Raw genomic sequence first — 11,921 nt, 5'->3', positions numbered from 1 at the left:
CGCGGCGCGGGCGCTGCGCCACCGGGCCGCGGCGCGGATCGCCGCGCTGCGCGGGGACCGCGGGCAGGCGGCCATCGAGTTCACCGGCATGATCCCCGTCATCCTCGTCACGCTCGCCCTCATGTGGGAGGCCGCCCTCATCGGCTACGCGTTCTCCGTGGCAGGTGACGCGGCCGACGAGGCCGCCCACGCCGCGGCCGTCGGCGGCAATTGCCAGGCGGCCGCACAGCGTGCGGCCCCCGCGGCGTTCCATGTGATGCCGCGGTGTAACCCCGGCGGGACGATGGCGACGGCCGACGTCAAGATCGGCGTGCCCGTCCTCTTCCCGGGCTTCACCCTCCCGATCGACGTGACGGGCTACGGCGCCGCCGTGCGGGAGGACCAGCATGCGGGCTCGTAGGACGACAGCCTCCAACGGGAGAAGCTCGCGCCGCGACGGCGGGCAGGCCGCGCTGGAGTACGTAGGCGTCGTCACCCTCCTCCTGTTCGTCGCGCTCGCGGCCCTGCAGCTCGGCATCGTCGCGTACACCGTCCAGCAGGCCGGCACGGGCGCGCGGGCCGCCGCCCGCGCCGCCACCTACCGGGAGACCAGGGGCGACAGCTACCAGGCCGCCGGGCAGGCCGCCATCAGCGGCTGGCTCGACGGGCGGTTCAGCGAGACGCCGACCGGCACGGGCATCGAGGTCACCGCCCGCGTCCACATCCCCGCGCTCATCCCCGTGTTCGACTTCGGCGACGCGACACGGAGCGTGACCATGCCCCTCGACACGCTGCCCGGCGGAGCCCAAGGCTCTCAAGCCCAAGGAGCCCAAGGAGTGACGAAGTGAGCCTGCGTTCCCGCATCGCCGCCCCCGAGCCCGCGGGCGGGCACAGCCAGGAGAGCCTGCTCGTCGCGGCCTACAGGACCAAGCTGCTCGAAGAGATCGACCTCGCCGAGATGTCGGCGCTCGCCGCCGCCGACCGCAGGGCGCGCCTCGAACGCGTGCTCGGCCACATCATCAGCCGTGAGGGCCCGGTGCTCTCCAGCGCCGAGCGCTCCCAGCTCATCCGGCGGGTCGTGGACGAGGCGCTGGGCCTCGGCATCCTCGAACCGCTGCTTGAGGACGCGTCGATCAGCGAGATCATGGTCAACGGCGCCGACCAGGTCTTCGTCGAGCGCGGCGGCCGGATCGAGAAGCTGCCGCTGCGGTTCAGCTCCGACGACCAGCTGATGCAGACCATCGAGCGGATCGTGTCGACCGTCAACCGCCGCGTGGACGAGGCCAATCCGATGGTGGACGCGCGCCTGCCGTCCGGCGAGCGCGTCAACGTCATCATCCCGCCGCTCTCCCTGACCGGCCCCATCCTCACCATCCGCCGCTTCCCGCGCTCCTACACCCTCGCCGAACTGATCGGCCTCGGCTCGCTCGACGAGCAGATGATGCTGCTGGTCGCGGCGCTCGTGCGCGCCAAGTTCAACGTGATCGTCTCCGGCGCGACCGGCACCGGAAAGACGACACTCCTCAACGCGCTGTCCGCGACGATCCCCGACGGCGAGCGCATCGTCACCATCGAGGACTCCGCCGAACTCCAGCTCCAGCAGCACCACGTGATCACGCTGGAGAGCCGGCCCGCCAACGTCGAGGGCAAGGGCGAGATCACCATCCGCGACCTCGTGCGCAACTCCCTGCGCATGCGGCCCGACCGGATCATCGTCGGCGAGGTGCGCGGCGGCGAGACGCTCGACATGCTCCAGGCCATGTCCACAGGCCACGACGGCTCGCTGGCCACCGTGCACGCCAACAGTGCCGAGGACGCGCTGATGCGGCTGCAGACGCTGTCGTCCATGTCCGAGGTCGAGATCCCGTTCGGCGCCATCAAGGACCAGATCAACAGCGCCGTCGACGTCATCGTGCAGCTCACCCGGCACGCGGACGGCTCGCGCCGCATCACCGAGATCGCCGTCGTCGACTCGTACGGCCACGAGGAGTACCGCATCGTGTCCGTCTGCCGCTTCCTCGCCGAGCCGATGACGCCCGACGGCCGCGTGCACGGCCGCTTCGCGTACTACCCGCTGCCCCGCGCGGTCGCCGAGCGGCTCTACATGAAGGGCGAGAGCGTACCGGCGGGCTTCGGCGTCGCCCACACCGACGAGCAGCTCGCGACACGCGGCTCCGCCGCCCTGCGGCTGCCGGCCGGCCGCCACGCCCCGCCCGCCGGGCAGCTCCAGGGCCCCGTCCCGCCGCCCACCACCTACTGACCCGAGGAGGCAACCCGCACCATGGACAAGACCGACCTCTCGCTCCTGACGCTCGGCGTGACGCTCCTCGCCCTGCTGTTCGCCGTCCTCGGCGTGCACACCTACGCGGCGGGCCGCTCGCAGCGCCGCGAGCTGATCGCCAGGATGGCGGAGGCGGAACGCCCCGAGCTTCCCGCGGGCGGCCGCAGGCCTCGTTTCCCCGGGGTGGACCGCAGGCTGCGCCGCACCGGCCTCGGCCGTCGCATCGACCGCAAGATCGCCGTCACGGGACTCGACCTGACGCCGGGCGAGTTCGCCGTCTACACCGTGGCGGGGCTGCTGGTCGTGTACTTCGTCGTCGGCTCGTTCTTCGCGCCCTTCTTCGGCGTGCTCGCCGCACTCGCGGGCCTGTGGGGCGCCAACGCGTTCCTCAGCTGGCAGCGCACCAAGCGCACCGAGGCGTTCATCAACCAGCTCCCCGAGCTCACCCGGGTGCTCGCCAACGCCACGCAGGCCGGGCTCGCGATGCGCACCGCGCTGTCGATGGCCGCCGAGGAGCTGGACGACCCGGCCGGTGAGGAGCTGCGCAGGGTCTCCGACAGGCTCGCCGTCGGCCACGCCTTCGAGGACGCGCTCGACGAGCTCGCCGCCCGGCTGCCGTCGCGCGAACTGGTCGTCCTCGTCACCACGCTCGTCCTGTCCAACCGCGCGGGCGGCCAGGTCGTCAGCTCGCTGCGCAACCTCACGAAGACCCTGGAGGAGCGCAAGGAGACCCGCAGGGAGGTCACCACGATGCTGTCGCAGATCAAGGTGACGGCCGTCGCCGTACCCGCGCTCGGCCTCGGCTTCCTGCTGCTGATCAACCAGGCGACGCCCGGCGCGCTCGACCGGATGACCGGCTCGGGCATCGGCAGGATCGCGACCGTACTCGCGTTCGTGCTCTACGGCGCCGGCCTCTTCCTCATCCGCCGCATGTCCGCCGTACGGGTCTGAGCGGGAAGGGCAACGGGACACGCCATGACCGCACTCGCACTCGCCGCCGTCCTCGGCCTCTCCGTCTACGGGGCCTTCCACGGCATCCGCATGTACCGCGCGGACGCCAAGCTCCCCGAGGACCTGAGCGTCGCACTCGAAGTGGGCGCCACCAGGACCTCGGCCGTCGGCTCAGGCATCGACAGGATCGGCATGCGGTTCGCGCCCGCCGTGCTGCGCCTGATGGGGCCGAGGCGCGTGGGCGCGCTGCGCAAGAGGCTGGATCGCGCGGGCAACCCCGGCGGCCTCACCGTCGACCGGTACGCGGCACGGCGCGCTGTCTTCGGCGGCCTCGGCGTCGTCGCGTCGCTCGCCCTGACGGCCAGTGGCCAACTGCCGCTCGGGATCGCCGCGCTCGTGTTCGGCCTGGTGTGGACGGACGTCGTGATCCGCGTCGCCACGCGCAGGCGCCGCGCCGACATCGAACGCACCCTGCCCGACTTCCTCGACGTGCTCGCCGTCGTCGTGTCCGCCGGGCTCGGCTTCCGCCAGGCGCTGGAGCGCGTCGCGGAGAAGTACCAGGGCCCGTGGGCCGACGAACTGCGCGTCACCATCCGCCAGATGGACCTCGGCGTGCCGCGCAGGGAGGCGTTCGACCAGCTGCGCCGGCGCAACGACAGCGAGCAGGTGTCGATGTTCGTCAGCGCGCTCCAGCAGGGCGAGGAACTCGGCGCGCCGATCGTCGACACGCTGATCCAGATCGCCGAGGACATGCGCCGCACCGACGCGCAGAACGCGCGGCGCACGGCGGCGCGCGCCGTGCCGAAGACGACGCTGGTGGTCACGCTGGTGATGCTGCCGGCGACGCTGCTGCTGATCGCGATGAGCTTCTACTACGGGTCGGGGGTGGACTTCGGGCAGCTGCTGGGCGGCTGAGACGGCGTGCGGGCACGGTGACGACGATCGCGGGGAAGGGAGGGACAGCCGGTGCGACGGACGAAGACGCGCACCCCGGCCGACGCGCCACGGCGCATGCCGCCACGGCGCATGCCGCCCCGGTACGTGCCGCCCCTGCCCCTGCAGCTCAACGCCCTGCAGGCGCTGAGCAGGCAGGTACTCGGCTTCCGCATGGCGATGGTCGTGCTCGCGACGCCGTTCGCGCTGCGCGGCACCGCGCGCGGCCTGCCGATCGTGCTGGTCGGCGCGGCCGTGCTCGTCACCTTCATGGTGTCCTACGTGCTGGTGCGCGACTGGGAGCGGTTCGGGCGCGTCCTGCTGTGCCTGTACGGGTGGCGGGGGGCGGCGGTCTTCGCCGTGCTCCAGGCGCTGCTGCTCGCCGGCGCGTACGCGGTGACCGGCGGTGGGCGCGTGCACGGCATGGACGTGCTGCTGCCAGGACTCTGCGTCGCGGCCGCCGGCCTCGCGGGGTCCGCGGGCGCGATGGGCCCCGACGCGGTCAGGGCGCGCGCGGAGCTCGTCGCACGCTCGGCGCGCCGCGCGGCGGCCGAGTCCCGCGAACTCCTCTCCGACCTGCGCCGGGTGCGGACGGCGGGCGACGGGGACGGCGTCGCCCTGCCGGCCGAACTGGCGGCAAACGCCGCCGAGTTCCAGCAACGGCACGGCTTGCGGGCCACTTACGTGACGGCGGGCGCGGGAGGCCCCGCTGCCGCCACGTGCGTCGACGGCGGGGGTCTCCTGTTCCTCCCGGAAGGACCGGAGGGAGGTGACGGCGGGTGAGACGGGCTGACGTGTTGCGCGTGGTCGTGGCGGACGACAACCTGGTGGTGCGCGCGGGACTCACGGCGCTGCTGTCGGACCGTGACGGCATCGAGGTGGTGGCGGGCGCGGCCGACGGACGCGAGGCCTACGAGGCGACGGTGCGCACCCGGCCCGACGTGGTACTGCTCGACGTACGGATGCCGCGGTACGACGGGATCGCGGCCCTGCCGTACCTGGTGCGGCTCGCGCCGGTCCTGATGACGACGTACAGTGCCGAGCCTGCGACGGTCCAGGAGGCGCTGCGCCTTGGCGCGGGCGGCTACCTGGTGCACGGCGAGTTCACCGCTGACCAGCTGGTGGCGGCGGTACGCGGGGTGCGCGAGGGCAGGCCGCACCTGACGCCTTCGGCGTCGAGCGCGGTGCTGCAGGCGCTGCGGGGCGGGGCGGCGCCCGCGCCCGACTCCCGGCCCAACTCAGCGCCCAACCCCCCACCCTTCCCGGTGTCTTTGCAAGAGCAAGCGAATGTGGGACATTCGTCGGGGCTGAGTGGGCGGGAGGTGGAGATCATGGACCTGATCGGCTCGGGCATGACGAACCAGCAGATCGCCGCCGCGTGCTTCATCAGCCAGAAGACGGTGAAGAACCATATCAACCGCATCTTCGCCAAGCTCGGCGCGGGCAGCAGGGGCGAGGCGATCGCCCGCTGGCACGGCACCACGGGAGGGGGAGGGGGTTCGCGGGGCCATGACTGATCGCGAGTGGGCCCACGGTTGGGCCCAGGGACCCACGCGCACGGCCGCGCGGGGGACTTACGGTGCCGGGGTCACCAGTGTCACAGGCCGTGAGGAGGCCGTGACTGGGGATGACAGTGGCAGAGGTGACGGAGGTGACCACCGTGACGCACAGGACGCTGGGGGCCGCGGCAAGGGCGCGGGTGTACGTCGGCACATGGGCGAACACGGCGGCCCGCGCACTCCGCCGCGGGGCTCGCGACCGCGACCGCGCTCGCGACCGGGGTCAGGGGTCGATCGAGTACCTCGGGATCATCATCCTGGTGGCGCTGATCATCGTGGCGATCGTGGGTACGGGGATCGACAAGACCATCGCGGACGCGCTGAAGTCGGCCGTGGCCAAGGTGACCAGCGCCGGCGGCTGAGACGGGATCGCCGGGACTCCGGGCAGGCGGCCGCGCTGTACATCGTGATGGTGGCGGGCGTGTTGTTCGCGGCGCTCGCGTTCTTCGTCTACGGCCGGGCGGGTGCCACGCGCAACGGCGGCCAGTCCGCGGCGGATGCCGCGGCCCTGGCCGCCGCCCAGCAGTCGAGGGACGACTTCAAGGATGCGTTCCTCGCGGGCGCCCTCGATCCCGGCTTCCTCGCCAAGGTCTTCGACGGTGCCGAGGTGGGCCCGGCGGGTGATGCCTGCGGAGCGGCCGCTGCATTCGCGAACGCGAATAACGCCGTGGTGCGTGGCTGCTCTGCCTTGAGCGACGGTCGCTGGGGGTTCACCGTCGGCGTCACCACGCGTAACGCGGTCGGCAAGAGCGTGGTGCCCGGCACCGAGAGCATGAAGGCCGACGCCGACGCGACGGCGGTGGTCGAGCCTCGGTGTACCTTCGATCTCTCGACGGGAGCGACGGGGACGCCCAGCCCACAGGATGGTTCGAGCCGGCCTCCGGCGGGTGGCAAGGACGGCGAGCCGAAGCCGCCGAAGCCCGTTTCGCCGGGCGCTCTGCGCTGCCAGGGCGGGGACGACATCACCATCGACCCGGCACATCTCGACGACCTCCCTGACATGGCCGACTTGTTCACCGTCCGACTCGTGAAGAGCTGACTCGCATGAACGATAAGGAACGTCAACCATGAAGACGTGGCACGGTGTGCGGGCATACAGGGCGGCAGGAGCGGCCGCCGCCGCTGTGGCCCTGGCAGTTTCCCTGACCGCCTGCGGCGGCGACGGTGGCCAGGGCAAGGACGGCGGCGGGCACACACCTGCCGCGGGATCTTCGGCGAGCCCGCCTCAGGCTCAGAAATCGGCGTCCGGCGAGGGCAGCACGTCGTCCGCTCCACCCCAGGTCATCGCGAAAGCGAGCAGCGGGACGTTCCAGTTCGCCGTCAATTCCGCGAAGCGCGACAAGGGCGGGTTCCTGACCATCGCCGGCACCATCACCAACCTCACCGGGCAGGTGCAGATCGCACCCACCGCCTGGAACGGGGACGAGTCGCAGGTCAACAAGAACGGCTCCTCGCTGGCGGCGATGACCCTGGTCGACACGGCCCAGAAGAAGCGCTACTACGTGCTCCGCGACACCGGGGGCCACGCGCTGACGACGGTGGACATCCCCAACTTCCAGCCGAACGCGGTCATCCCCTTCTTCGCGCAGTTCCCCGCACCGCCGTCGTCCACCAGCAAGGTGGAGATGGACTTCCCGGGCCTCCCGCCCGCGACGATTGCGATCTCGTGATGCCCGCGCCCAAGCGGCCCGCGTCCGAGTGCCACGCGCCCATGCGGCTCGCGCCCAAGCGGCCCGCGCCCAAGCGGCTCGCGCGGCCGGCGCGGCCCGTCGTCGTCGCCCTGCTCGTGCTCGGCCTCGCGCTCCCCGCGACGGCCGTGCCCGCCTACGGTGACGACACGCCCCTGCCGCCCGGCGCCGCGCAGACCTCGCCGCCGCCTCGGGTCGACGCGGGCGCCCCGGGGCTCAAGCTCCGCGCCGGTGCGACGCTCGCGCCCGCGCGCGTGCTCGACATCGTGTCCGTCGTGGAGTCGCAGGGCGGCGAGGAGCGCCGCTCCGACACGCCGGACTCCGTGACGTTCGCCCTCCAGGCCGAGGTCCTCTTCTCCAAGGACAGCGCCAAGCTGTCGCACGACGCGACCGACCGGATCGCCGCCATCGCCGACGTGGTCAGGCAGCAGCACGCCACCACCGTCCGCGTGTTCGGCTTCACCGACAACCTCGGGTCGTCCGCACACGGACTCGTCCTGTCCAAGCAGCGCGCCGAGGCCGTGCACAGCGTCCTCGAACAGCAGCTCTCGACCGCCGCCATCACCTACGAGATCCGGGGCTACGGCGAGGAGTACCCGATCGCGGACAACAGCACGGAGGCCGGCCGCAAGAAGAACCGCCGGGTGGAAGTCACCTTCCCCCGCACCACCTCCTGACGGGTGCCGCCACTTGTGTGAGTGGGCGCCACGCACCGTGTGACGCGCGCCGGTGCAGGGAACCCTCGTGCGATGGATACCGAAATCACCGTGCGGGTCGACGGCGTCCCACGCCGGCTGACCGTCGACACACGCACGACGCTGCTCGATGCCCTGCGGGAACGGCTGGGGGTGACGAGCCCCAAGAAGGGGTGCGACCACGGGCAGTGCGGCGCGTGCACGGTGCTGTCCGGCGGGCAGCGCGTGCTGAGCTGCCTGACTCTCGCCGTCACGCAGGCCGGCGCCCAGGTCGTCACCGCCGAGGGACTCGCCTCCGAGACCGCCACCACCGACGAAGCGCACGAACAGCGACATGAACAGCGACAACATGAGGGCACGCACGACGGCACGCACGCCGCCGGCCGCTGCCTGCACCCCGTGCAGCGTGCCTTCATCGACTGCGACGCCTTCCAGTGCGGCTACTGCACCCCCGGCCAGGTCGTTTCCGCCGTCGGGATGCTCGACGAGTTCGCCAGGGGCTGGCCGAGCGCCGTTACCAGCGGTACCGAGGCGCCACGGCTCGACCGCGCCGAGGTGGCCGAGCGGATGAGCGGCAACCTGTGCCGCTGCGCCGCCTACGTCAACATCGTGCCCGCGGTGCAGCAGGCCGCCGAGGCATCCGCCGCGAGGACGTCTGAGGGCGCGGCCGGTACGGGGGTGGCCCGGTGAAGCCGTTCGACTACCGGCACCCGGCCGACGCCGCGGCCGCCGTGCGCACCGTCGCCGCCGACCCTGACGCCGTCTACCTCGGCGGCGGCACGAACCTCGTGGACCACCTCAAGCTGGGCGTGGCCGAACCCGACCTCGTCGTCGGCGTCACCGACCTGCTGCCCGCCGAGATCGAGGAGCTCGGCGGCGGCGCCCTCAGGATCGGCGCGGGCGTCAGCAACAGCGAGCTCGCCGCGCACCCCCGGGTGCGCGAGTGGTTTCCCGTCCTGTCCCAGGCGCTGCTGTCGGGCGCGTCCGGGCAGCTGCGCAACATGGCCACCACCGGCGGCAACCCGCTGCAACGCACCCGCTGCGTGTACTTCCAGGACGTCACGACGCCGTGCAACAAGCGCACGCCCGGCTCGGGTTGCTCCGCGATCGGGGGCTGGACCCGCTACCACGCGATCCTCGGCGCGTCCGACCAGTGCATCGCGGTCCACCCGTCCGACATGGCCGTCGCGATGGCCGCGCTCGACGCGCAGGTGCGCGTGCTCGGCCCGGACGGCGAGCGCATCATCCCCTTCACCGACCTGCACCGTCTGCCCGGCGACACGCCGGAACGCGACACCGTGCTCGAACACGGCGAGCTGATCACCGCGATCGACCTGCCGGCCCAGACGATCGCCCGCCGATCCGCGTACCGCAAGGTGCGCGACCGCGCTTCCTACGCGTTCGCGCTGGTCAGCGTGGCCGCCGCACTCGACGTCAAGGACGGCGTGATCGCCGACGCGCGCATCGCGTTCGGCGGCGTCGCGCACAAGCCGTGGCGCGCACACCGCGCCGAGGAGGCGCTGCGCGGCGCCGCCGCCTCGGACAGCAGCTACCGCGCCGCAGCCGACGCCGAACTCGCCGACGCCCGGCCCGCCGAGGGACTCGAAGGCGGCAACGCGTTCAAGATCCCCCTGCTGCGCCGCACGCTCACCGCCACCCTGCGCGACCTGGCCCGAGAGGACGCCTGATGACCTTCCTGAGCGACACCGAGGCCATCGGCCGCGACCTGCCACGCCGCGACGGGGCCGCCAAGGTGCTCGGCTCCGCCACCTACGCCTTCGAGACCCCGCTGGACGGCGCGGTCCACCTGCACCCGGTCCAGTCCACGATCGCCCGCGGCCGTGTCACCGAACTGGACACCACCGCCGCCGAGGCGCTCGACGGCGTGCTCGCCGTGCTCACCCCCGGCACCGCCGAGCGCCTCGCCTCCACCGATGACAGGGAGCTCGCGGCCCTCCAGGACGAGGAGGTGGGCTTCCGCGGCCAGATCGTCGCCGCCGTGATCGCCGACAGCTCCGAGGTGGCGCGGCACGCCGCCGCGCTCGTCCGCGTCGGCTACGAACAGGCCGCACACGAGACCGAGTTGCGGGCCGACCGCGACGACCTGTACACGCCGGAGTCGGTGAACCCCGACTTCCCGAGCGACACCGCGGAAGGCGACGTCGACGCGGCGATGGCGGCCGCCGAGGTGACCGTCGACGAGACGTACACCACCGCGATGTACCACAACAACCCGATGGAACCGCACGCCACGACGGCCCTGTGGGACCCCGACGGCGACGGCTTCCTCACTCTGTGGGACTCCACGCAGGGCGTCCACCCGACGCGCACCACCATCGCGTCGGTGTTCGGCCTCGATGAGGACCGTGTCCGCGTCGTCTGCCCGTACGTCGGCGGCGGGTTCGGCTCGAAGGGGCAGCCGCACGTCCATGTGGTGCTCGCCGCGCTGGCCGCGCGCGCCCTGCCGGGCAGGCCCGTACGGCTGGCCCTGACCCGCCAGCAGATGTTCTCCCTCGCGGGCCACCGCACCCCCACCATCCAGCGGTGCAGGCTCGGCGCCGACAAGGCCGGCACGATCACCGCCCTCGCCGTCGACGTCGTCGAACGCACCTCCCGCATCAAGGAGTTCGCCGAGCAGACCGGCCTGCCCGCGCGCACCATGTACGCCTCGCCCAACCGGCGCACCACGCACCGGCTCGCCGCCCTCGACGTCCCCGTGCCGTCCTGGATGCGCGCCCCCGGCGAGTGCCCCGGCATGTTCGGGCCCGAGGTCGTGATGGACGAGCTGGCGGAGCGCCTCGGCATGGACCCGATCGAGCTGCGCATCCGCAACGAGCCCGACGTCGAGCCCGGCTCCGGCAAGCCCTTCTCCAGCCGCAACCTCGTCGGCTGCCTGCGCGAGGGCGCGTCGCGCTTCGGCTGGTCCGAGCGCGACCCGCGGCCCGGCGTGCGCCGCCGCGGCGACTGGCTGGTCGGCACGGGCGTCGCGTCGTCCACGTACCCGGTGAACCGGATGGCGCAGTCGACCGCCACGATCCGCCTCGAAGGCGACTGCTACGTCACCGAGATCGGCGCGGCCGACCTCGGCACCGGTACGTGGACGACGCTGCCGCAGATCGCCGCGGACGCGCTCGGCGTGCCGGTCTCGCGGGTTGAGGTGCGCATCGGCGACACCGACCTGCCGATGGCGTCGGTGGCCGGCGGATCCTCCGGCACGACGACGTGGGGCTCGGCCGTCGTCGAGGCGGCGCGCGCCTTCCGCGCCAGGTACGGCACCGAGCCGCCGGACGGCGCGGAGGCGACGGGCAGCGTCGGCGACCCCGACCAGAAGTACGCGAAGCACGCCTACGGCGCGCAGTTCGTCGAGGCGCACGTCAACGTGGACACCGGCGAGGTGCGCGTGCCGCGCCTGCTCGGCGTGTTCGCCGCAGGCCGCATCATCAACCCGCGCACAGCGCGCTCCCAGTTCATCGGCGGGATGACGATGGGCCTGTCGATGGCGCTGCACGAGGACAGCGTGCTCGACCCGCGCACCGGCCACGTCGTCAACCACGACCTCGCCGAGTACCACATCACCGCCAACGCCGACGTCGACGTGGTCGAGGCGCACTGGCTCACCGAGCACGACCCGCACGTCAACGCCATGGGGTCGAAGGGCATCGGGGAGATCGGCATCGTCGGCACGGCGGCCGCGGTGTCGAACGCGGTGTGGCACGCCTGCGGTGTGCGGGTGCGTGACCTGCCGGTCACGCTGGACAAGCTGCTGCCCGCACTGGAGTAGCCGACCGTGGCCGACCCGGGCTCAGGCCCGGGCTTCGGCCCGGCTCAGGCCCGC

The 11,921-nt window shown here is 72.6% G+C and carries 14 protein-coding genes; all 14 read left to right on the top strand.

The genetic code is table 11. The annotated features are described in order from the left end of the window. Positions 1–400: TadE/TadG family type IV pilus assembly protein (locus tag JFN87_RS12220; RefSeq protein ID WP_307865412.1), on the top strand; the 400-nt coding region annotated here is incomplete at its 5' end. Next, a complete protein-coding gene (locus tag JFN87_RS12215) occupies positions 387–827 on the top strand; it encodes a TadE/TadG family type IV pilus assembly protein (RefSeq protein WP_209340020.1) in 441 nt (146 codons plus the stop codon). The genes JFN87_RS12220 and JFN87_RS12215, both read left to right, overlap by 14 nt. After that, the gene (locus JFN87_RS12210) at positions 824–2,239 is read left to right on the top strand and encodes a TadA family conjugal transfer-associated ATPase (protein WP_209340019.1); all 1,416 of its coding nucleotides are present in this window, start codon (positions 824–826) and stop codon (positions 2,237–2,239) included. The genes JFN87_RS12215 and JFN87_RS12210 overlap by 4 nt, the downstream gene beginning before the upstream one ends. A gap of 21 nt (positions 2,240–2,260) precedes the next feature. Beyond that, positions 2,261–3,211, top strand: a complete 951-nt coding sequence (locus JFN87_RS12205) for a type II secretion system F family protein (protein ID WP_209340018.1) — start codon at positions 2,261–2,263, stop codon at positions 3,209–3,211. A gap of 24 nt (positions 3,212–3,235) precedes the next feature. Beyond that, on the top strand, positions 3,236–4,126 hold the full coding sequence (locus tag JFN87_RS12200) for a DUF5936 domain-containing protein (RefSeq protein ID WP_209340017.1): 891 nt from the start codon (positions 3,236–3,238) through the stop codon (positions 4,124–4,126). A gap of 51 nt (positions 4,127–4,177) precedes the next feature. Beyond that, on the top strand, positions 4,178–4,927 hold the full coding sequence (locus tag JFN87_RS12195; RefSeq protein ID WP_209340016.1) for a DUF8745 domain-containing protein: 750 nt from the start codon (positions 4,178–4,180) through the stop codon (positions 4,925–4,927). Beyond that, positions 4,924–5,661, top strand: coding sequence for a response regulator transcription factor (locus tag JFN87_RS12190; protein WP_209340015.1), 738 nt, complete (start codon positions 4,924–4,926; stop codon positions 5,659–5,661). Before JFN87_RS12195 ends, JFN87_RS12190 begins: the two co-directional genes overlap by 4 nt. A 110-nt stretch (positions 5,662–5,771) precedes the next feature. Continuing rightward, positions 5,772–6,065 (top strand): hypothetical protein, encoded by a 294-nt coding sequence (locus tag JFN87_RS12185; RefSeq protein WP_245179260.1) that lies wholly within the window; start codon positions 5,772–5,774, stop codon positions 6,063–6,065. 47 nt (positions 6,066–6,112) lie between these two features. After that, complete coding sequence (locus JFN87_RS12180) at positions 6,113–6,742, top strand: hypothetical protein (protein WP_209340024.1); 630 nt, start codon at positions 6,113–6,115, stop codon at positions 6,740–6,742. A 28-nt stretch (positions 6,743–6,770) separates the two neighbouring features. Continuing rightward, complete coding sequence (locus tag JFN87_RS12175) at positions 6,771–7,373, top strand: hypothetical protein (protein WP_209340014.1); 603 nt, start codon at positions 6,771–6,773, stop codon at positions 7,371–7,373. Between the two features lie 41 nt (positions 7,374–7,414). Next, positions 7,415–8,068, top strand: a complete 654-nt coding sequence (locus JFN87_RS12170; protein ID WP_209340023.1) for an OmpA family protein — start codon at positions 7,415–7,417, stop codon at positions 8,066–8,068. Positions 8,069–8,140: 72 nt separating this feature from the next. Then, the gene (locus JFN87_RS12165; protein WP_209340013.1) at positions 8,141–8,776 is read left to right on the top strand and encodes a (2Fe-2S)-binding protein; all 636 of its coding nucleotides are present in this window, start codon (positions 8,141–8,143) and stop codon (positions 8,774–8,776) included. Continuing rightward, the gene (locus JFN87_RS12160) at positions 8,773–9,774 is read left to right on the top strand and encodes an FAD binding domain-containing protein (RefSeq protein WP_209340012.1); all 1,002 of its coding nucleotides are present in this window, start codon (positions 8,773–8,775) and stop codon (positions 9,772–9,774) included. Before JFN87_RS12165 ends, JFN87_RS12160 begins: the two co-directional genes overlap by 4 nt. Beyond that, entirely contained in the window at positions 9,774–11,867 is a 2,094-nt protein-coding gene (locus tag JFN87_RS12155; protein WP_209340011.1) for a xanthine dehydrogenase family protein molybdopterin-binding subunit, read from the top strand. Before JFN87_RS12160 ends, JFN87_RS12155 begins: the two co-directional genes overlap by 1 nt. The last annotated feature ends 54 nt before the right edge of the window (positions 11,868–11,921 follow it).

Origin of the sequence: Streptomyces montanisoli (genome assembly GCF_017813245.1) — a bacterium.
Classification (GTDB): Bacteria; Actinomycetota; Actinomycetes; order Streptomycetales; family Streptomycetaceae; genus Streptomyces; species Streptomyces montanisoli.
Note: the sequence above shows the minus strand (reverse complement) of the source record. Positions and strands in the feature narration are given on the sequence as shown.

Bases quoted from the DNA above. Each gene is read 5' to 3' on its own strand.
- JFN87_RS12215 (WP_209340020.1), top strand. From the start codon at position 387: ATGCGGGCTCGTAGGACGACAGCCTCCAACGGGAGAAGCTCGCGCCGC.
- JFN87_RS12205 (WP_209340018.1), top strand. From the start codon at position 2,261: ATGGACAAGACCGACCTCTCGCTCCTGACGCTCGGCGTGACGCTCCTC.
- JFN87_RS12200 (WP_209340017.1), top strand. From the start codon at position 3,236: ATGACCGCACTCGCACTCGCCGCCGTCCTCGGCCTCTCCGTCTACGGG.
- JFN87_RS12185 (WP_245179260.1), top strand. From the start codon at position 5,772: ATGACAGTGGCAGAGGTGACGGAGGTGACCACCGTGACGCACAGGACG.
- JFN87_RS12180 (WP_209340024.1), top strand. From the start codon at position 6,113: ATGGTGGCGGGCGTGTTGTTCGCGGCGCTCGCGTTCTTCGTCTACGGC.
- JFN87_RS12175 (WP_209340014.1), top strand. From the start codon at position 6,771: ATGAAGACGTGGCACGGTGTGCGGGCATACAGGGCGGCAGGAGCGGCC.
- JFN87_RS12170 (WP_209340023.1), top strand. From the start codon at position 7,415: ATGCGGCTCGCGCCCAAGCGGCCCGCGCCCAAGCGGCTCGCGCGGCCG.
- JFN87_RS12165 (WP_209340013.1), top strand. From the start codon at position 8,141: ATGGATACCGAAATCACCGTGCGGGTCGACGGCGTCCCACGCCGGCTG.
- JFN87_RS12155 (WP_209340011.1), top strand. From the start codon at position 9,774: ATGACCTTCCTGAGCGACACCGAGGCCATCGGCCGCGACCTGCCACGC.